Here is a 19,062-nt window from a genome sequence, read left to right as displayed (position 1 = left end):
TGGACTACGTCAACGTCAAGGCCGACTACGTCAAGGCGTTCTGGAACATCGTCAACTGGGCCGACGTCGCTGCCCGGTTCGACGCCGCCCGCACCGGCGCTTCCGCGCTGATCACCCCGGCCAAGTAACACCGGCCCAGTAACACCGACCTGCCGTGCCGCTGCACGGGGGTTGACCCAGCAAGGCACCGCCGTCAAACCGGATACCCGGCACGACGGCGGTGTCTTGCCGCTTAATTCGCGGCGAATGGGCCGTTGCACGGCACCGTGCCAAGAGCCAAGCCTGGAAGTCGGCGCCGGCACTTTTCGGGGCCGGTGTACCGCTGGTCCCCAAAGGCTTCCTTTCTTCCACGAGAATGTAGAAGGATGACCGCATGATGTTTGAACATGACGACCCGATCCTTGAGCTCACTGACGAGCAATCGTGGAAACTGCTGGAAAAGACCAAGCACGGGCGCCTGGTCCTCACCGCCGCCGGCGAAACCGACATCTTTCCAATCAACTACGCAGCCCGCGACGGCAGGCTGGTCCTGCGCACAGCGCCGGGCACCAAGCTGGCCGAGCTGACCATCAACGAACGGGTTCTGTTCGAGACGGACGGCATCGGCAGCGGCGAAGCGTGGAGTGTGGTGGTTAAAGGCACCGCGCGTGTGCTGCAGACCCAGGAGGAAATTGCGGCTGCGGAGGCGCTGCCGGTCGAGACCTGGATTCCCACGCTCAAGGACTTCTATGTGGAAGTGAAGCCCACCAGCATCAGCGGCCGACACTTCAAGTTTGGCGAGCAGCCTGAACGCTTTTAGCTCTCGAGTTGGGCCAGGTCCGGGTGGGAGTTGGGCGTGAGTTGGGCCCGGTCCGGGGCATGAGCTGGGCCAGGTCCGGGGCGTGAGTTGGGCCCGCCCCGGGTGGGAGTTGGGCATGAGTTGGGCCCGGTCCGGGGCATTGAGCGGGCTGCTGCGCTCGCTCTACGCTCCTGACCGGGCCCGCGCTGAGGCTCAGTGGCGGTCGCCGCTTCAGTGACCGACGCTGGCGAGAATCTCCTCGAAGCTCTTGGACTCGACGCCGCCGCGGCCGCGCTCGGTCACCGGAGCTCCCTGCACCAGATCAACCAGTTCGGCAGCCGCGCGGTCGGAGCGCTCGGACAGTCCGCCGGTTCCGGCCTCGCCTGCACCCCAGTCCTCCGGGGCTGCGAAGACTGTGGTCTGCACGGTGCGCGCCCGGAGGTAGCTGAACAGCGGGCGGACTGCGTAGTCCAGAGCCAACGAGTGCCGGGCGCTGCCGCCGGTGGCACCCATCAGCACCGGCTTGCCGGCGAGCGCGCGCGGCTCCACCACGTCGAAGAAGGACTTGAACAGGCCGCTGTAGGAGGCGCTGAAGACCGGGGTCACGACGATCAGGGCATCCGCTGCAACGGTGGCCTTGAGCACCTCATCCAGCTTCGGTGCCGCGTAACCGGTCACCATGTTATTGGCGATGTCGACGGCGTAATCGCGCAGCTCAACCATACGGACCTCGGCCTCGACGCCCTGCAGCCGGAACCGGTCCACTGTAGAGGCCGCCAACTGGTCGGCCAACATGCGGCTGGAGGACGGTGCGCCCAGTCCGGCGGAAATGACGACGATCTTACGTTCTGACACTGTGGCTCTCCTCGATTGTTCATGCAATTGCATCTACGGGGAGAACCGGAGTCGCAGCGGGTTTATTCCAGCCGGCCGTTGCCTCCCCCTCACCGGCCCGCAAAGTCGATGCGGCGGGCGGAAACGGCCGAACTGCACGTGCCCCAGGTGGTGCGCCGCGTGTTGCGGCGGGCAGTGGGCCTGCCCGGTCAGGAACCGGCAGCGCGGCCTGCGGCGCGGCCGCTAAAGAGGCAGCCACCCAGGAAAGTACCTTCGAGCGAGCGGTAACCGTGCATACCGCCGCCGCCAAAGCCCGCGGCCTCCCCCGCGGCATACAGTCCGGGCACCGGCTGGCCGTGCACCGTCAGCACGCGTGACTGCAGATCTGTTTCCAGTCCGCCCAGCGTCTTGCGGGTCAGCACCGACAGCCGCACCGCGATCAGCGGCCCGGCATCAGGATCCAGCAACCGGTGCGGTCTGGCTGTGCGCACGAGCTTGTCGCCCAGGTAGCGCCTGGCCGCGCGGATGGCCATCAGCTGCGCGTCCTTGCCGTAGGCATTGCTCACCTCGCGGTCGCGCGCCAGGATCTCGGCCTCGACGTCGGCCGGATCCAGCACCGGACCGTCCCGATCTTCGCTGAACGCCGGCAACACCGGTTCCGCGGGCAGCTGGGCCTGCCCTGCGGACGAATCCCGTGCAGCGGGCAACCCGTCCGGTTCGCCGAGCGGATGGGTCCGCACCAGTTCGTTCATTTTGGCCACCAACTCCGGGACGGTGCCGGCCTGCAGGAAGTCCACGCCATGGTCCAAAAAGGCCTGCACCGGTCCGGGCACGTCCGTGGTGGCGCGCTTGAGTACGTCGCGCACCGATTTCCCGGTCAGGTCCGGGTTCTGTTCCGAGCCGGAGAGCGCGAATTCCTTCTCGATGATCTTCTTGTTCAGGATGAACCAGCTGTAATCGTGTCCGGTGGAGCGCAGGTGCGCCAGCGTGCCGAGCGTGTCGAACCCGGGAAACAGCGGCGCCGGCAGCCGCTTGCCGGTGGCGTCCAGCCAGAGCGAGCTGGGTCCGGGCAGGATTCGGATCCCATGCCTGGCCCACACCGGATCCCAGTTCCGGATGCCCTCCACGTAGTGCCACATCCGGTCCGGGTTGATCACCCGCCCGCCGGCCGCCTGCGCAATGCCGAGCATTCGCCCGTCCACGTATTCGGGAACGCCGGCAACCATGTGCCCTGGCGGCGTGCCCAGACGCTCCGGCCAGTTCCGCCGCACCGCGTCCAGATCCGCGCCGATTCCGCCGGAGGTCACCACGACGGCGCCGGCCGGGTACTCGAAGTCCCCCACCACGGTGCGGGAGGACGCGCGGCCGCGTTCCGCCGTCGTCGATTCCAAAATGCTGCCGCGCACACCGGTGACCGCGCCGTCTTGCGTGAGCAGCCCGTCGACCCGGTGCCGGAAAGCGAAGGTGACCAGTCCGGCGTCGGCCGCTTCCCGCACCCGGCGCACGAACGGTTCCACGATGCCGGGACCGGTCCCCCACGTGATGTGGAAACGGGGCACCGAATTGCCCGGGCCGCTCGCTTCGTAGCCGCCACGCTCGGCCCAACCCACCACCGGGAAGATCCGGTGTCCGCGCTCATGCAGCCACGCCCGCTTCTCGCCCGCGGCGAAATTCACGTAGGCCTCAGCCCAGCGGCGCGGCCAGTAGTCCTCCGGCCGGTCGAAGCCGGCCGTGCCCAGCCAGTCCTGCCAGGCCAGCTCCACCGAATCCTTGACGCCCAGCCTCCGCTGCTCCGGAGAATCCACCAGAAACAGGCCGCCGAAGCTCCACCAGGCCTGGCCGCCCAGGTTCGCTTCCGATTCCTGGTCCACCAGCAGCACGTGGCACCCGGCCTCGGTCAATTCGGCAGTGGCAACCAGTCCGGCGAGTCCGGCGCCCACCACAATGACATCCGCGCCCACCATCCGGCCCGGCGCTGCGTTCGCACTCATGGGGTCCACCCTTGCGGATCATGTTCGGGGCCACAAGGGGCCGGACGGAATAGCGGGGTGAAGGCCGGTGGGATGCAACCCTAGCCAGCCCGGCGCCGAGAGGTCTACGGTGGCTCCTATCCACCCCTGGTGAGGCTCGCACCGCGGCCTTCGATCAAGGAGCAAACATGGAAACTGTCACTCTGGAAGATGCACGGCGGGTCATTGCCGCTGCGGAGGCCAAGGCCGCCGAAATCGGCCAGCCAATGAACATTGCCGTGGCCGACGCCGGCGGGAACCTGGTCTCGCATGTGCGGATGGACGGGGCTTGGCTGGGCAGCATCGACATCTCAATGAACAAGGCCTTTACCTCTCGGGCATTCGACATCCAAACCAAGGACCTGGGCGACAACGCGCAGCCGGGCAACCAGTTCTACGGCATCCACGCCAGCAACCACGGCCGAATCATGATCTTTGCCGGCGGCATTCCGCTCTCCCGCGACGGCCAGGTGGTGGGATCGATCGGCGTCAGCGGCGGCTCCGGCGAGCAGGACCAGTCCGTGGCCGAGGCGGGAGCAGCCGCACTGTAGGCAAGGTCAGGTCCGGTGTTTGGGGCGCCGGACGAACCGGCCTACTCGGCGCCTCTTGGGGTGCCGGGCCGGGCGACACCGGCCCGCCGGGCTGGCGCCGAGGAATTCACAGGGTGGCCCGGCTAGTGTGGGCGGCGAATGGGCTCGTGGAGCTGGGGGGCTTCGGGTGAATGTATGTCTGAACTGGGGATGATCTACTGGTCGCGGCGGGTGACGCTGTGGGCCTTTGTGGCGGCCTTGGCCTGGCTTGCCTATGCCGTGGTCTCAGTCTTGCTGACTACCGGATTGCTGCCTGGGATGCGGCTAATGCTCACTGGCGGCGGCCCGGATCCGCTACTTCAGGCGGCCTGGCCCGTACTGGGCTGGCTCGGTCCGCCTCTCCTGGTCTTGGTGACTGTTGGCGTTGCCGCACGCATCCGCCGGTCCCGCGATCTGCGCCGCCGGGATCCGCTGCGCACCTTTCCCAAGGAGCAACGCCGCGAAGGTTTGGCCCGTGCCGGTGGCCAGTGCGAACTTGAGGTTGGCAGGCACGGGCGTTGTCCTAACCCCGCCACTACCGGCGACCATTTCTTCCCCTGGAAGAAAGGCGGCGCCACCGTGATGGCCAATTTCGCCGCGGCTTGCAGGAACTGCGATCGGAGAAAGGGCACCTCGATTCCCTCGCCGCAGTCGCAGCAACGGTTGGAAGAACGCCGGCGCAGCTACTTTCCGCCCGGTGTGCCGGTCCAGGCCGGCGAGCGGAATGAGATCTCCGGCCGCACGCATACCGCGGCATGGTTGATGGGCTGAGCGGCACCCCGGCAGCACGTCTGGGTGACAAGGAACACGGATAACGAAGTTGTAACACTTCGTGTCGCTCCAGTAACTTAGATGAAGTTCCTGCTACGTAAGGCAGGCATCCGGTCCGCCCGTCGAACCCTGCCAGCGGACCATACGATTTCGAGCTCTACGTCGAAGGCAGGGGCGGAGGAACCACTTACGGTGCAGGGGGCACCTCGGGGTGAAGTCCTCAGAGGCAGGCCGGCTTCCCACGGCCATGCGGGCAGGACCGAGTGAACTCTCGCTCGAATCCGACAGCTAACTTCGCAGGCGCATGAGAGGAATACCCTGTGAATACCCCTGTCCGCGGTCGTCGCCGTTCCGACACCCGCACCTCAGCTCTTACCCAGATCTCCCGCCTCACCAACGAGCCCAGCGGCCGACGCCGCGCCGAAGCGCCCGCCCCGGCCCGCTCAGTTGCCCGCAAGGCGGGCGTTGCCGCCGCAACGGCCGGTTTGCTGGCCGTCATCGCTATCCCGGTAGCCCACGCAGGCGGTTCAGGCGAACCGGCCAGCATGGATCGCGCGTCCGACACCAGTGCGCTGGGCCTCCAGGTTCCCCAAGACGTCAACCTCCGGTTCGACCGGGCCGAACTGGCCAGCAAGGCCGCCCAAGAAGAGGCCAGGGCCGCGGCCGCGGCCGCCGAGAAAAAGAAGGCCGACGCCGCCGCCCAGAAGGCCGCAGCGGAGAAGAAAGCTGCAGCGGACAAGAAGGCCAAGGCCGAGGCTGCTGCCAAGAAGAAGGCTGCAGCCATCGCGGCAGCGAAGAAGGCCGACGCCGCCAAGGCCAAGACCAAAGGCTTCGCCACCGGCACCCTGAAGGCCCCGATCCCAAACATGAACCAGACCTCCGGCTTCGGCTACCGTTCGAATCCCATTACCGGGGCAGCTGGCGAACTGCACACCGGCATCGACTACGCCATGGGCTGCGGCACCCCGGTCAACGCATCCGACGGCGGCAAGGTCGTTGAGGCCGGCTTCCAGGTGGGCGGCGGCGGCAATCGTATTGTGGTCGAGCACCGCGGCGGCCTGAAGACCACCTATAACCACCTGCAGTCGATCGGTGTCTCGCTGGGCCAGAAGGTCGCCCAGGGCGATCGCATCGGCGAGCTGGGCACCACCGGAAACTCCACCGGCTGCCACCTGCACTTCGAGGTTGTGAAGGACGGCCAGACCGTGGATCCGGCTGGCTGGCTCTAGGCCCACAGCAACGACGGCGGAGCTTCCGCCACCTGACGGCGACGCCCACCTACGCCGTGGACGTCGCCGTCATTCGTTTAAAGCCAGAGGCGACGCCCACCCCTGTGGCGGATATCGCCGTCATTCGTTTAAAGCCCGAGGCGACGCCCACCCAAGGGTGGACGCCGCCGTCGTTCGGTGTGGACCGCCCTCAAGCGGAGTGCTCAGGCGAAGTGCCGCGACGCCTGGTCCAAGGCGGAAACTTCCTCGGCGGTCAGATCCACGTCCGCGGCAGCCATCAGCTCCGGCAACTGCTGCGGCGTCCGGGCACTGGCCAGCGGCGCGGTGATGCCTGGCTTGCTGAGCAACCAGGCGAGCGCCGCCGTCGTGATGGAGATGCCGCGCGCGGAGGCGACCGCTTCCACGGCGTCCACCACCGCAAAACCGTTCGTGGTGAGGTAATCCCCCACCATGCCGCCGCGCGGGCTTGCCTCGGCGTCGTCGGTGCTGTGGTACTTGCCGGTCAGGAAGCCTGCGGCCAGTGAGAAGTAAGGGAAGACCGACAGGTTGTGCTCTCGGGCCAGCGGCGCGTAACCCTGCTCGTAGTCCTTGCGGGCCACCAGGTTGTAGTGCGGCTGCAGCGCCACGGGCAGCGCGAAGCCGTTCTGCTGGGCGATGCTGATCCACTGCGTGATCCGCTCCGGGGACAGGTTGGAGAGCCCGATCTGGCGGACTTTGCCCTCCTTCACCAAAGCATCAAAAGCGGCAGCGGCCTCGATGAGCGGCGTGCCCTCGTCGTCGTAATGGGCGTAGTACAAGTCGATGTAGTCGGTGCCCAGCCGCTGCAGCGATGCCTCGGCGGCAGCAGCGATGTTCACCGCCGACAGGCCCTGAAGCTCCGGGTGTCCACCGACTTTGGTGGCAATGACCACCGAATCCCGGTTCTTCCGCTCGGCCATCCAGCGGCCGATGATGCGTTCGGACTCGCCACCAGTGTTGCCCGGGACCCAGGCGGAGTAGCTGTCAGCGGTGTCGATAAAATTACCGCCAGCATCGGCGAAGGCATCCAGTACCTGCTGCGAGCCGGATTCGTCAGAGGTCCAGCCGAAGGTGTTTCCGCCCAGCGCGAGCGGGAAGATCTTGAGGTCCGAGGTGCCGATCAAGCGCATCGAGCGTCCTTTCGAAGGGGATAGGCGGCGGATCTTCGTCCGCCGCATCAGCGTTTAAGGATAGTGCGGCGGCAAGGATTCCGGTCGCGAATGAGAGCGCGGTCACGGGGAAAAACGTCATGTTTACCAGGTGTGGCCCTTCCGTTCGATCGCCATTCCGCCGGCTGATACCCTCCGACCCGGCTCGCCCGTGCAACCTAGACTTGAACCATGGCTGACTCGCTGACCCCACTGCAGCGGAGCGCCAACATGGCCAAGATCCGCGGCAAGAACACCAAGCCCGAACTGCTGGTCCGGAAGCTGTTGCATGCCAGGGGGTACCGTTACCGCCTGCATGGCAGCGCCGGGAGCCAGAAGCTGCCCGGCAAGCCGGATCTGGTCTTCGCGGGGCGCCGCAAGGTCATCTTCGTCAACGGCTGCTTCTGGCATGCCCACGACTGCAAGGTCGGCCAGCATGCGCCGAAATCCAACGCGGAGTTCTGGGAAGCTAAACGGTTCCGGACGGCTGCCCGGGACAAAGTGCAGGAGGCGGCCCTGCAGGAGGCCGGCTGGCAGGTCCTCACCGTGTGGGAGTGCGAGTTCAAGAAGGCCGGCGACGTGGCTGCCCTCGAGGACCGGTTGGTGAAGTTCCTGGACTGAAGCGCCCCGCCCCGGTGGCAATCACCTGAGGCGAGGCGCTCCGCCGTCGTTATGCCCCGCGCTGCCCGCCAGCCGCGGGCACATCGTGCTCCCCGCCGCCCGTGGGCCGGGCGGCTTCGGCCACCGGAAGCGAATCGGTCATCACCGGTTCGGTGCCACCGACCATGCCCGGTTCCACCGGACGCTCGGTGGTCGGCTTGATGTCGATGGTCCGGCGGAGCGGCTTTTCCTTGATGAACAGCACCGCGATCAGTGCCACCACCGCGATGACCGCGGAGATCTGGAAAATCAGGGCGGTCGCGTCGCCGTAGGCCACCCGCATCACCTCTGCCGCGGCGGGCGGCAATGCGGCCAGATCCAGGGTGGCACCGGTACCGTCGCCGGAAACCGGGAAGCCGGCCTCCTGCATCCCGGCGGTGGCCAGGACATTGACCCGGCCAGCCAGCACCGCACCCAGCACCGAGACGCCGATGGCACCGCCAAAGGAACGGAAGAACGCAACCGAGGCGCTGGCCGCACCGATGTCCTTGGCACGCACGGTGTTCTGTACGCCAAGCACCAGGTTCTGCATCAGCAGGCCCATGCCCGAGCCGAGCACGAACAGGTAGATGCCAGCCAGCCACAGCGACGTCTGGTGGTCCATCAGGCCCGCCAGCCCGGTGCCGCCGATCACCAGGATGGCGCCGATGATCAGGTAGCGCTTCCACCGGCCGTAGCGGGTGATCAACTGGCCGGAGACGGTGGCGCCGATCAGGTTGCCGGCAATCATCGGCAGCATCAGCAGCCCGGCCTCGGTCGGCGTCGCTCCGCGGGCCACCTGGAAGTACTGACCCACGAAGGTGGTGGAGCCGAACATCGCCACGCCCACGGCGATCGACGCAATGATGGACAGCGCGGTGGTGCGTTCGGTGATGATCTTCAGCGGGATGATCGGCTGCGATGCCTTGGACTCGACCCACACCAAAAGCACCAGAAGCACGACGCCGGCGCCCACCATAAGCGCGCTGGTGCCAGAGAGCCACTCGTAGTGGCCGGGCTGGCCCGCGAAGGAGACCCAGATCAGCAGGATGGACACGCCTGCAGTCAGCAGCACGGACCCCAGCCAGTCAATCTTGACCTGCCGGCGCTCGTGGCCCATCTTCAGGGTTTTCTGCAGCATGAACAGCGCAATCACGGCCAGCGGCACGCAGACGAAGAAGGTCCAGCGCCAACCCAGCGGACTGTCCACAATGAAGCCGCCCAGCAACGGGCCGCCGGCGGTCGCCACCGCCATGACGGCGCCCATGAAGCCGGCGTAGCGTCCGCGTTCGCGCGGTGGGATGACGGTGCCGATGATGGCCTGGACCAGTGCGGTCAGGCCGCCCATCGCGGTGCCTTGGACCACCCGCGCGGCCAACAACGTGGTCATGTCCGGGGCAAGCCCGGCCAGCACGGAACCGGCCACGAAGATGACAATGGACAGCTGGACCAGCAGCTTTTTGTTGTAGAGGTCGGCGAACTTGCCCCAGATCGGGGTGGTGGCCGCGTTCGCCAGCAACGCCGCAGTGACCACCCAGGCGAAATCGGTCTGGGTGCCGTGCAGGTCGGCGATGATGGTGGGCAGCGCGTTGCCCACGATCGTGCTGGACAGCATCGCGGTGAACAGGGCGGCGAGCAAACCGGTGAGGACTTGCAGGATCTGCTTGTGGCTCATCAGCTCGCCGCCGGCGTGCGTCCCCGGGGCGGGAGGCGGGCCGTCGGGGACGGCAGCCTTGTCTTCCGCCGTGCGCTCCTTGAGCAGCACGCTGCGGTTCAGTTCTGGGGATTCAGTGGATTCGTTCAATAGAGTCAGACTCCTGCCGGTTCGTAGCGGTGGGTTCCCGGCTTCGTTGACAGGATCGAGTTGTGGAGGGCTTCGGCAAGGCGGCCCACGGAGACAATGGCGGATTGGGCTTCTTCCTCGGTCCAGTCGCCCAGCATGCCCTGCATCAGTGCTGCCCGCCGGATGGCCTCAGCCCGCATGCCGGCCTCGCCGGCCCCGGACAACGAGATCAAGGAAGCCCTGCCGTCGTCGGGATGCGGTCTCCGCAGGACAAAACCGGCGGCTTCAAGGTCCGCGATGTGCCGGCTAAGTGCCGCCGGACCGATGCCCAGCTTGGCAGCCAGCTCCGTGGCCCGGAGCTCCCCTGCTTCGCCGATGATCCGCATCACGCCTTGCAGCGCGAAGCCGGGACCGGACGGGTCAGCCATGTGGTGCGTCGCGGCACGCAAGGCCCGCTGCAGAGTAAAGACGCTTGATACCAGTTCTTGGGCGGTTTCACTTTCAACAGCCACGGCACACCTCATTCTTATACTTGCCTGAAGCAACTATAGCTCTATTTAGTTGTCTTGGCAAACTAAATGGTTGAGATCTGGCGCACTCCCCCGCGTCTGCGCAGCGAAACGTCAGCAGGCGGCCTTCTCAGGTCTGAGAAAGCCGCCTGCTGATACTTCGACAGGAGTCAGTCGTTGAGGTGCGTGGGTGCGAACATCTTGAGCAGGGTCTCCACGACGACGACGTTCGGGCCCTGCGCCGCGAAGCTCTGCTCGAGCGCGGCGCGGATGTTCTCTGGCGCTACCCGCCGGGCGGGCACGCCGAAGGACTCAGCCAAGGCGACGAAGTCGGGCCGGGCCAGCTCCGTGGCGGTTGCTTGGCCGAAGGCGCCTTCCATGTATTCGCGCAGGATGCCGTAGCCGCCGTCGTCGACGATCAGCCAGGTCACGGGCAGATCGTGCTGGCGGGCGGTGGCCAGTTCGCTGATCGAATACATGGCCGACCCGTCACCGGAAACGGCGAGCACCCGGGCCGGTTTGCCCTGGCTGGCCAGACCCACGCTGCCGCCGATGGCGCCCGGGAAGCCGAACCCGAGACCGCCGGCGCCTTGGGCGGAATGGAACTGGCCCTCCCGCGAGTCCCAGCAGCTCCAAGCCCAGTACGCGGAGATGGTCATGTCCCAGAAGGTCTGCATGTCATTCGGGACGACCTCGCGGATGTCGGCCATGAAGTTCCGCTCCTTGGCCAGGTCCTGGCCGTCCAGCCGGGCCTGGACCTTCGCCAGCGTGTCCTTGACCAACTGCTCTGGGGTCTGCCCGTGCCAGTCGGGGCGGTTGCGCAACTCCCCGGAGAGCGCGTCGTCGAGTGCGTGGAGGGCTTGGCCGGCGTCGGCACGGATGCCCAGTGCCGGACCGTTGGACTCGAGCACGCGGGGTTCGGCGTCGATCTGAATGATCCGGCCGCGAGGCTCCATGGTGAAGTAATTGCTGGTCACTTCGCCCAGCGAGGAGCCCACCACCACGAGGACATCGGCATCTTCAAGGACATCGGTGACGTACCGGTCCTCCACCCACGACTGCAGCGACAGTTCATGATTCCAAGGGAACGCCCCGTTGCCACCCGGAGAGCAGACCACCGGGGCACGCAATTTTTCCGCAATCGACAGCAGCCAGGGTTCGGCCTTGCCACGGCGGGCGCCGCCGCCGGCGATGATGGCGGGACGCTCGGCCTCTGCGAGCCAGCGAACCGCCTCCTTGACCAGCTCGGTCCGCGGCGGATTGTCGAATGCCTCGGCCAGCGCGTCCTCCACCGGCGGCACCACGATCGGGTCCAGCAGCACATTCTGCGGCACTTCCACCCACACCGGCCCCTGCGGCGAGGAAATTGCCTCGGTCCAGGCATCCTGAATGGCCGACGGAATGCCGGAGGCATGCTGGATCAGCCGCTGGCTCTTGGTGACGTTTGCCGCCGAAGCCTTCTGGTCGTCGAGCTGGTGCAGCATGCCCTTCCGGCGGGCACCGAGACCTTCCAACGGGATCTGGCTGGCGATGACCACCATCGGCACGCCGGTGGCATAGGCTTCCTGCAGCCCGGCCAGCGAGGTCAGCGCACCCGGGCCGGTGGAGAGGAACAGCACGCCAACCTCACCGGTGGCGCGGGAGAATCCGTCGGCGGCGAAAGCTGAGTTGTTCTCCACCCGGGAGGAGACGAAATGCAGCGAAGATCTGGACAAGGCGTCGAACAGGCCCAAGGCATGCTGCCCCGGAATGCCGAACACCGTCGTCGCACCCAAAGCGCTGAGCGTTTCGACGACGAGGTCCCCGCCGTTGCGCACAGCCGGTTCAGCCGGCCCGGCGTGGGCCGCGCCTGCACCGGGAACGGCCCCGGCCTGCGGTGCCGTCACTCGAAGGACTCCTGCTCTGACTCGGAGCCGGGCTGCGCCGGCCGCGGGGCCTGCAGCGCCTGAGCGGCGTAACCGTTGCCGGAGCCGCCGCCAGCCGCGTTGTCGGCCAGCAGCGAGACGAGTTCGTAGGCCACATGACTACCGGCCACCCCGGTGATTTCGGCGTGGTCGTACGCCGGAGCCACTTCCACAACGTCGGCGCCGACCAGGTTCATGCCCCGGAAGCCGCGAATGATTTCCAGCAGCTCGCGGCTAGTGATGCCGCCGGCTTCCGGTGTGCCGGTGCCGGGTGCATGGGCCGGGTCCAACACGTCGATATCGATGGAGATATACAGCGGAGTGTTGCCGATCCGGTCGCGCAGCTTGGCCACCACTTCACGGACGCCTTGGTAGTAGACGTCGGCGCTGGTGACGATGCCGAAGCCGAAGCGGTGGTCGTCGTCGAGGTCCTTCTTGCCGTAGAGCGGGCCGCGCGTGCCCACGTGGCAGATGGATTCGGTGTCCAGGATGCCTTCCTCCACCGCGCGGCGGAACGGCGTCCCGTGGGTATACTCGGCGCCGAAGTAGGTGTCCCAGGTATCCAAGTGCGCATCGAAGTGCAGCATGGCCACCGGCCCCCCGGCGCGCTCGGCCGCCGCGCGGAGCAGCGGCAGCGCAATCGTGTGGTCGCCGCCCAGCGTGACCAGTTTGGTGCCGGAGGCAGTCAGGTCCAGCGCGTTTTGCTGGATGGTCTCGATGGCCTCATTGATATTGAACGGGTTGACGGCCATATCGCCGGCGTCCGCTACCTGGACCGCTTCGAACGGGCTGAGGTCCCAGGCAGGGTTGTACGGGCGCAGCAACCGCGAGGCCTCGCGCACATGGTTGGCGCCGAAACGGGCCCCGGGCCGGTAGGAGACGCCGGAATCAAAGGGAACACCAACGACGGCGACGTCCGCCTGCTGTACTTGATCCAGCCGGGGCAGCCGGGCGAAGGTGGCGGCGCCGGCGTAGCGCGGGATTCGGGACGAGTCGATCGGGCCGAGGTGGCCGTTGGCTTCCACACGAAGCTCTTCCATTGTTCTCCTTCAAGGCGGCGCGGGAGGGAGGCGCAGCGGCGTCCGGCGCGAGGCAAGGTTGCCTTATGTGCAACATCTGTTGCCTGAAATGGTATTTGTGGTGCCGATAACAGTCAAGGTATCCGGCCTTGGCAGCGGTCGGGGCTGGCCTAGATGCGGACCGCGGGGTGCTATGTCGCGGCGGTGGTTAGCGGGCGGCGGCAGGAACCAGGGTCCACGTGACGATGGCTTCTTCGTCCGTCTCGTTGATCCACGTGTGCGGCTCGCGGCCGGAAAAGGAGAGGGTGTCTCCGGCAGCAAGTTCATAGCGTTCGGAGGTGAACAGCAAGGTAATACGACCGGCGATCACGTGGAGGACGTCCACGTCGCAGTCCACCGCGTAAAGATCCGCTTCCCCACGGCCGCGCGGCGCGATCACCGCGCGGATGATCTGCAGCCGGCGCTCGTGCCGGGCGGTCAGCAGTTCCTCCTTGATGCCTTCACCGCCCAGGCTGATCCGCGGCCCTTGCCCCGCGCGTGAAAGATGCGTCTCAGGCATAGAAAAGAGGTCACCGATGGAGATGGACAGCACCTGGCACAAGGTGACCAGCGATGCGACCGACGGCGAGGTCAGGTCGCGCTCAACCCGACTGAGGAAACCCTTGGTGAGCCCGGTGGAGTCCGCCACCTGCTCGATGGTCATGCGCTGCCCTTGGCGGGCCGCTCGGATCCGGGACCCGATCGCTACCGGGTCGTTGCTGGGTTCGACGGGCAGTGCCTTCACTAATCATCCTTCGCGGGCCAGAGTTGAATTGGTGCATGCGGCGGCAGAGCAGATCCGGCCGCAGCCTCGTCGGCCCAAGTTGACGTGTGCCGCGGACCACAAATAGCTTAACACTCAACACTTGTTGCCTGAGAGGCAATTTCCTTTATTTCTTCTGCCTGAAAAATCGTTCTTCCCCCTTTGGAGTCCCCATGGACAGTCAAATCGTCAACGTCGTGATTGTGGTGGCCTATCTGGCCGCCATGTTGCTCTTCGGCTGGTGGGGCAAGTCCCGCACGAAGAACACCAGCGACTTCTTGGTGGCCGGCCGGCGGCTCGGCCCCTTCCTCTATACCGGAACCATGGCCGCCGTCGTCCTCGGAGGGGCCTCCACCGTGGGAGGCGTGGGCCTGGGCTACAAGTGGGGCATCTCCGGGATGTGGCTGGTGGTTGCCATCGGCACAGGCGTGCTGCTGCTGAGCCTGCTTTTCGCCCCGACCCTGCAAAAGCTGAAGATCTACACCGTGGCCCAGATGCTCACGCTGCGCTACGGCGTGCATGCCACCAAGGTATCCGGCATCGTGATGCTGGCCTACACGCTGATGCTGTGCGCCACCTCCACGGGCGCGTACGCCACGATCATGGTGGTGCTCTTCGGCTGGGAGCGCTGGTTGTCCATCGCCGTGGGCGGCGCCATTGTGCTGATCTACTCCACGGTGGGCGGCATGTGGTCCATCACGCTGGCGGACATGGCCCAGTTCATCATCAAGACTGTCGGCGTTTTCCTGCTGATGCTGCCGTTCACGTTGTCGGCCGCGGGCGGACTGGACGGCATCCGCGAGCGCGTCGATGCCGAGTTCTTCTCGTTCACCGGCATCGGCATGCAGACCATCATCACCTACTTCGTGGTCTACACGCTGGGCTTGCTGATTGGACAGGACATCTGGCAGCGCGTTTTCACCGCCCGCACCCCAAAGGTTGCCCGCTGGGGCGGCGCAACGGCCGGCGTCTACTGCATCCTCTACGGTGCTGCCGGCGCGCTGATCGGCATGGCCGCCTCCGTGGCGCTTCCCGCCATCGAAATTGAGGACGATGTGTACGCCGATGTAGCCATGAACCTGCTTCCCATCGGCATCGGCGGCATCGTGCTGGCTGCAGCCGTGGCCGCGATGATGTCGACGGCGTCTGGTTGCCTGATTGCCGCCGCGACCGTGGCACGGGCGGACGTTGTGCCCTTCGTGGCGTCCTGGTTCGGGAAGCATGTCCACTACGACCACGAGAACGCCGAACACGACGTGGCCGGCAACCGCTGGTGGGTCTTCGGCCTGGGCGCCGTCGCGATCCTGTTGGCCATTGTGGTGCAGGACGTGGTGGCCGCACTCACCATTGCCTACGACATCCTGGTGGGCGGCCTGCTGGTGGCAATCCTCGGCGGGCTGGTCTGGAAGCGCGGCACTGGACTGGGCGCCGCGTGGTCAATGGCGGCCGGAACCGTGGTGACACTGGTCACCATGATCGTGTTGGAAATCAACGCCGAGGAACAATACGGAGGCGTCTACGCCAACGAGCCCATCTACTACGGCCTGATTGCCTCCGCCGTGGTCTACGTTGTGGTGTCGTTGCTCTCGAGGCCCACCGATGCTGCTGTCCGGCTGGCCTGGGACCGCCGGGTGGCCGGACACGCGAATGAGGAACTTCCGGTCGAGGGACCTGACGAGGTCACCACTCGCTGACCGCGGCCGCCGCGCTACTCCCCCGTGCCCCGGAACCAGGCAGGACTCCGCGGCACGTGCCGCGGGTGTACTCGGCGCCGAAGCAGGTGTCCCACTTGTTGTCTGACGGACAACGACCGCGATTTGTTCGTTTCACACCCCGCTCTTCTCCGCTCGACTGCCGGTTTGCCCGGCCGGCCCATGGCGTTGGCGCGCAGAAAGCCTACTATCGTGATGTGGACATCGTGGAGACCATCCTTCCGGGCGTCGGTATCCGATATGACTTCACCGCGAAGGCCGGAACCAGGCTCGCGCTCGTCATAGACCGTGAGGGCGGAGCGGATCTGTTTACGTTTGACGAGGACGATCCGGACCGGGCGGCATGCCGCATTCAGCTGGAACCGGAAGAAGCGTCACAGCTCGCCGAACTTCTGGGCGCTCCGAGGATCACCCAGCGTTTCGCCCAACTTTCCAGGGAAATACCGGGGCTGGAAACCAAACGCATCACCGTCGGTCCGGACTCCCCCTATGCGGACCGTCCCCTTGGCGATACCCGGGCCCGGACGTTGACCGGGTGCTCCATCGTGGCAGCCATCCGCGGGGAAGCCGTGATCACCGCGCCCACACCGCAGCAGCGTCTGCTGTCCGGCGACGTCCTCATCGCCGTGGGCGGCGCAGAGGGATTGTCCGCGCTTGAAGCACTGATCAATCCACCGCCCACTGCCTAGCGATCCACAGCCGTGCCGCATCTCTCGCTTCTGCTCATCGAACTGGGGGTGTTGTTCGCAGTCTTGTCCGGGCTCGGGCTCTTGGCGCACCGCCTCGGCCTGTCGCCGATCCCGTTCTATCTGCTCTCCGGGCTGCTCTTCGGCGACGGCCGGCTGCTGCCAGTGGACGCGGCTGGTCCCTTCGTGGAGGCCGGCGCGGAAATCGGCGTCATCCTTTTGCTGCTCCTGCTCGGGCTCGAATTCTCGGCGACAGAATTAATCCAGAGCCTCCAGCGGCACCGAAGCTCGGGCCTGGTGGATTTCCTCTTGAACGCCGTCCCGGGATTCCTGCTCGGGCTGGTACTGGGTCTGTCTTGGCAGGCGGCATTGGCACTGGCCGGAGTCACCTGGGTTTCGTCATCGGGCATCATCGCCAGGCTGCTCGACGACCTCGGACGCCTGGGCAACAGGGAGACCCCGGCTGTTCTCTCGGTGCTGGTACTGGAGGACATCGCGATGGCCCTGTACCTGCCGATGCTGGTGGTTTTCCTTGCCGGAGGCGGGGCATGGCAGGCAGCCGGCGGGGTTGCCCTGGCGCTGGGCGCCGTAGCCCTTGTGCTGGCCGCGGCGCATAAGGCCGGGCACCGAGTGGGCCGTCTGCTCTCCCACCCGCAGGACGAGCAGGTGATGCTGCGCCTGCTCGGCATCGCGCTGGTCGTTGCCGGCATCGCCGAAGGATTGGGGGCCGGCGCTGCCGTGGGTTCGTTCTTGGTGGGCATCGCGATACCGCAGAGTTTCGCAGACCGCGCCCGGCAGATCCTCAGCCCCTTGCGCGATCTCTTCGCGGCGTTCTTCTTCCTGACCTTCGGCCTGTCGATCAGCTTGGGCGATGTCCTGCCGGTCCTGCCTGCGGTGCTGCTGCTGGCGGTGGCCACCGCCGCCACCAAGATCGGCACCGGCTGGTATGCGGCCGGGAAGGAGGAAGTCCAGCTCCGCGGACGGCTGCGGGCCGGGGGCGCCCTGACCATCCGGGGCGAGTTTTCCATAGTCATCGCCGGACTTGCGGTGTCGGCCGGATACACCGCAGTCGGTCCCATCGCCGCTGCCTATGTGTTGATCCTGGCCGTCGCCGGCCCCGTCCTCACCCGATTCATCGACGTCTGGGCGGGCAAGGACCGGAGGAAAAGCCCGCACTAGGATCACGCGGCGTCGCCGCCACGAACCGGCCGCCTCCCCGGACCAGCTACAATGGGGGTTGCGAAGGGGAGTAGCTCCACCGCCGCGCGGCAACGCGCACGGGCGTGGAGGCCTGTCGACATACTGGCCAGCATGAGCGGCCCGGCAGTCCACCTGGGCGCATGGAAAGGCACAGCCTGATCCTGCGCAGAGGCGAGCGAGACCTTCGGTCAGTTGATGGTTAACTGACCGGAGATCACTGAACCGTCTCCGGTCCGACTCAGGAGCAGTGTGACAACGAGCCCCGATCCAGCCGGCCACCACCCTCTGGACCCCCACCATGACGGCCAAGCACCGCCGTCGAAATCCGATATCAGGCTGTGGCGCCGCTACTTGGCCGACGAACGCGCCGAAGCCGCCATCTACCGTGATCTGGCCCAGCGCCGCGACGGCGAAGAGCGCGAGATCCTGCTGGCCCTGGCCGAGGCGGAAGGCCGGCACGAAAAACACTGGCGTGACCTGCTGGGCGACCACGGCGAGCAACGGCTCCGCCCGTCCTTCCGCCGGACCGTGCTGCGCTTCCTGGCCCGCCGCTTCGGCTCAGTATTCGTGCTGGCCCTGGCACAGCGGGCCGAAAGCCGTTCCCCCTATGCGACCGAGCCGGCAGCCACCGAGGCCATGGCTGCCGACGAACTCATCCACGAAGAGGTCATCCGTGGCTTGGCCACCCGCGGCCGGGCACGGCTGTCCGGAAACTTCCGCGCAGCGGTCTTCGGCGCGAACGACGGCCTGGTCTCCAACCTGGCGCTGATCATGGGCATCGGAGCCACCGGCGTTTCGAGCGGGTTCATCCTGTTCAGCGGCTTCGCCGGCTTGCTGGCCGGCGCACTGTCCATGGGCGCCGGCGAATACGTATCTGTCCGTTCCCAGCGCGAATTGCTCTCGGCCACCCGGCCCACCCAGATCACGCTGCAGGCGGCGCCCGATCTGGACTTGAACGCCAACGAACTGGTGTTGGTGTACCGCGCTCGCGGGATGACGGCGGAGGCAGCCGAGCATCGCGCCGCCGAACGAATGGGCTACCTGGACTGCGACTGCGATCCGAGCCTGTCCCTGCAACCGCCGGAAACCTACGCGAATGATTATCAGGAGATCGGCACCGGCTGGAATGCCGCCCTGTCCAGCTTCCTGTTCTTCTCCTCGGGTGCACTGATCCCGATCCTGCCGTACATCTTCGGTCTGCAGGGAACCGCAGCCGTCGTGGTTGCACTGGTTCTGGTTGGCCTGGCGCTGCTGGTGACCGGTGGAATTGTGGGGCTCCTCTCCGGCGCTTCACCCTTCAAGCGCGCCCTGCGGCAGCTGGCGATCGGTTTCGGCGCGGCGCTGGCCACCTACTTACTGGGATCGTTGTTCGGCACCGGCGCAGCCTGATCCCCCTCCCCCGGCGGGCCAGTTCACCTGTTGGCCACCTGGCGGACATCTACCGTTTGTCTC

The 19,062-nt window shown here is 66.5% G+C and carries 17 protein-coding genes, 1 pseudogene and 1 riboswitch; of the genes and pseudogenes, 10 read left to right on the top strand and 8 right to left on the bottom strand.

Annotated elements, in window-relative coordinates; all coding sequences use genetic code 11:
- Window positions 1-128: Fe-Mn family superoxide dismutase (locus tag E4J89_RS14820; RefSeq protein WP_276606349.1), on the top strand; the 128-nt coding region annotated here is incomplete at its 5' end.
- A gap of 245 nt (window positions 129-373) precedes the next feature.
- Window positions 374-799, top strand: a complete 426-nt coding sequence (locus E4J89_RS14815; protein WP_136786919.1) for a pyridoxamine 5'-phosphate oxidase family protein — start codon at window positions 374-376, stop codon at window positions 797-799.
- A 210-nt stretch (window positions 800-1,009) separates the two neighbouring features.
- Here E4J89_RS14815 and E4J89_RS14810 read toward each other — a convergent pair whose 3' ends face one another.
- Together E4J89_RS14810 and E4J89_RS14805 are read right to left on the bottom strand one after the other, a co-directional pair.
- Window positions 1,010-1,633, bottom strand: a complete 624-nt coding sequence (locus E4J89_RS14810; protein WP_136786918.1) for an FMN reductase — start codon at window positions 1,631-1,633, stop codon at window positions 1,010-1,012.
- Window positions 1,634-1,821: 188 nt separating this feature from the next.
- A complete protein-coding gene (locus E4J89_RS14805; protein WP_240691911.1) occupies window positions 1,822-3,603 on the bottom strand; it encodes an FAD-binding dehydrogenase in 1,782 nt (593 codons plus the stop codon).
- A gap of 167 nt (window positions 3,604-3,770) precedes the next feature.
- Here E4J89_RS14805 and E4J89_RS14800 point away from each other — a divergent pair, with 167 nt between their 5' ends.
- The 3 genes from E4J89_RS14800 (at window position 3,771) to E4J89_RS19770 (ending at window position 6,190) form a co-directional block, all read left to right on the top strand.
- Entirely contained in the window at window positions 3,771-4,172 is a 402-nt protein-coding gene (locus tag E4J89_RS14800; RefSeq protein WP_136786917.1) for a heme-binding protein, read from the top strand.
- 174 nt (window positions 4,173-4,346) lie between these two features.
- Window positions 4,347-4,961, top strand: coding sequence for an HNH endonuclease (locus E4J89_RS14795; protein ID WP_169304015.1), 615 nt, complete (start codon window positions 4,347-4,349; stop codon window positions 4,959-4,961).
- A gap of 150 nt (window positions 4,962-5,111) precedes the next feature.
- Window positions 5,112-5,277, top strand: a riboswitch (cyclic di-AMP (ydaO/yuaA leader).
- A 4-nt stretch (window positions 5,278-5,281) separates the two neighbouring features.
- Window positions 5,282-6,190 (top strand): M23 family metallopeptidase, encoded by a 909-nt coding sequence (locus E4J89_RS19770; RefSeq protein ID WP_240691910.1) that lies wholly within the window; start codon window positions 5,282-5,284, stop codon window positions 6,188-6,190.
- Between the two features lie 203 nt (window positions 6,191-6,393).
- Here the strand turns inward: E4J89_RS19770 and E4J89_RS14785 are convergent, their stop codons facing one another.
- Window positions 6,394-7,338 carry an aldo/keto reductase gene (locus E4J89_RS14785; protein ID WP_136786915.1) on the bottom strand — a complete coding sequence of 315 codons (945 nt, stop codon included), beginning with the start codon at window positions 7,336-7,338 and terminating at the stop codon, window positions 6,394-6,396.
- A 210-nt stretch (window positions 7,339-7,548) separates the two neighbouring features.
- On the opposite strand from E4J89_RS14785, the gene E4J89_RS14780 reads away from it, so the two are divergent.
- The gene (locus tag E4J89_RS14780) at window positions 7,549-7,977 is read left to right on the top strand and encodes a very short patch repair endonuclease (RefSeq protein WP_136786914.1); all 429 of its coding nucleotides are present in this window, start codon (window positions 7,549-7,551) and stop codon (window positions 7,975-7,977) included.
- Window positions 7,978-8,173: 196 nt separating this feature from the next.
- On the opposite strand, the pseudogene E4J89_RS14775 reads toward E4J89_RS14780, so the two are convergent.
- The 5 genes and pseudogenes from E4J89_RS14775 to E4J89_RS14755 all read right to left on the bottom strand — a co-directional run.
- Window positions 8,174-9,760 (bottom strand): annotated as a pseudogene (locus E4J89_RS14775) (MDR family MFS transporter); the annotation flags it as partial.
- Window positions 9,761-9,804: 44 nt separating this feature from the next.
- Window positions 9,805-10,290 (bottom strand): MarR family transcriptional regulator, encoded by a 486-nt coding sequence (locus E4J89_RS14770; RefSeq protein ID WP_169304014.1) that lies wholly within the window; start codon window positions 10,288-10,290, stop codon window positions 9,805-9,807.
- A gap of 167 nt (window positions 10,291-10,457) precedes the next feature.
- Window positions 10,458-12,104 carry a thiamine pyrophosphate-binding protein gene (locus tag E4J89_RS14765; protein WP_136786926.1) on the bottom strand — a complete coding sequence of 549 codons (1,647 nt, stop codon included), beginning with the start codon at window positions 12,102-12,104 and terminating at the stop codon, window positions 10,458-10,460.
- Between the two features lie 65 nt (window positions 12,105-12,169).
- Entirely contained in the window at window positions 12,170-13,231 is a 1,062-nt protein-coding gene (gene speB / locus E4J89_RS14760) for an agmatinase (protein WP_136786912.1), read from the bottom strand.
- 187 nt (window positions 13,232-13,418) lie between these two features.
- Window positions 13,419-13,994, bottom strand: a complete 576-nt coding sequence (locus tag E4J89_RS14755) for a helix-turn-helix domain-containing protein (protein ID WP_136786911.1) — start codon at window positions 13,992-13,994, stop codon at window positions 13,419-13,421.
- Between the two features lie 191 nt (window positions 13,995-14,185).
- On the opposite strand from E4J89_RS14755, the gene E4J89_RS14750 reads away from it, so the two are divergent.
- The 4 genes from E4J89_RS14750 to E4J89_RS14735 all read left to right on the top strand — a co-directional run bounded on the left by E4J89_RS14750 (window position 14,186) and on the right by E4J89_RS14735 (window position 18,999).
- The gene (locus E4J89_RS14750; protein ID WP_136786910.1) at window positions 14,186-15,706 is read left to right on the top strand and encodes a sodium:solute symporter; all 1,521 of its coding nucleotides are present in this window, start codon (window positions 14,186-14,188) and stop codon (window positions 15,704-15,706) included.
- Window positions 15,707-15,921: 215 nt separating this feature from the next.
- On the top strand, window positions 15,922-16,413 hold the full coding sequence (locus E4J89_RS14745) for a cation:proton antiporter regulatory subunit (RefSeq protein ID WP_136786909.1): 492 nt from the start codon (window positions 15,922-15,924) through the stop codon (window positions 16,411-16,413).
- A gap of 12 nt (window positions 16,414-16,425) precedes the next feature.
- On the top strand, window positions 16,426-17,589 hold the full coding sequence (locus tag E4J89_RS14740; RefSeq protein WP_136786908.1) for a cation:proton antiporter: 1,164 nt from the start codon (window positions 16,426-16,428) through the stop codon (window positions 17,587-17,589).
- A gap of 306 nt (window positions 17,590-17,895) precedes the next feature.
- Entirely contained in the window at window positions 17,896-18,999 is a 1,104-nt protein-coding gene (locus E4J89_RS14735; RefSeq protein WP_240691914.1) for a VIT1/CCC1 family protein, read from the top strand.
- The last annotated feature ends 63 nt before the right edge of the window (window positions 19,000-19,062 follow it).

Source organism: Arthrobacter sp. CAU 1506, from assembly GCF_005047635.1.
Classification (GTDB): domain Bacteria; phylum Actinomycetota; class Actinomycetes; order Actinomycetales; family Micrococcaceae; genus Crystallibacter.
The sequence above is the reverse complement of the archived record's forward strand: the minus strand, read 5'-3'. Positions and strand labels throughout refer to the sequence as shown.

Coding starts and splice junctions, on each gene's coding strand:
- E4J89_RS14815 (WP_136786919.1), top strand. CDS start 374: ATGATGTTTGAACATGACGACCCGATCCTTGAGCTCACTGACGAGCAA.
- E4J89_RS14805 (WP_240691911.1), bottom strand. CDS start 3,603: ATGAGTGCGAACGCAGCGCCGGGCCGGATGGTGGGCGCGGATGTCATT.
- E4J89_RS14800 (WP_136786917.1), top strand. CDS start 3,771: ATGGAAACTGTCACTCTGGAAGATGCACGGCGGGTCATTGCCGCTGCG.
- E4J89_RS14795 (WP_169304015.1), top strand. CDS start 4,347: ATGTCTGAACTGGGGATGATCTACTGGTCGCGGCGGGTGACGCTGTGG.
- E4J89_RS14785 (WP_136786915.1), bottom strand. CDS start 7,338: ATGCGCTTGATCGGCACCTCGGACCTCAAGATCTTCCCGCTCGCGCTG.
- E4J89_RS14780 (WP_136786914.1), top strand. CDS start 7,549: ATGGCTGACTCGCTGACCCCACTGCAGCGGAGCGCCAACATGGCCAAG.
- speB (WP_136786912.1), bottom strand. CDS start 13,231: ATGGAAGAGCTTCGTGTGGAAGCCAACGGCCACCTCGGCCCGATCGAC.
- E4J89_RS14750 (WP_136786910.1), top strand. CDS start 14,186: ATGGACAGTCAAATCGTCAACGTCGTGATTGTGGTGGCCTATCTGGCC.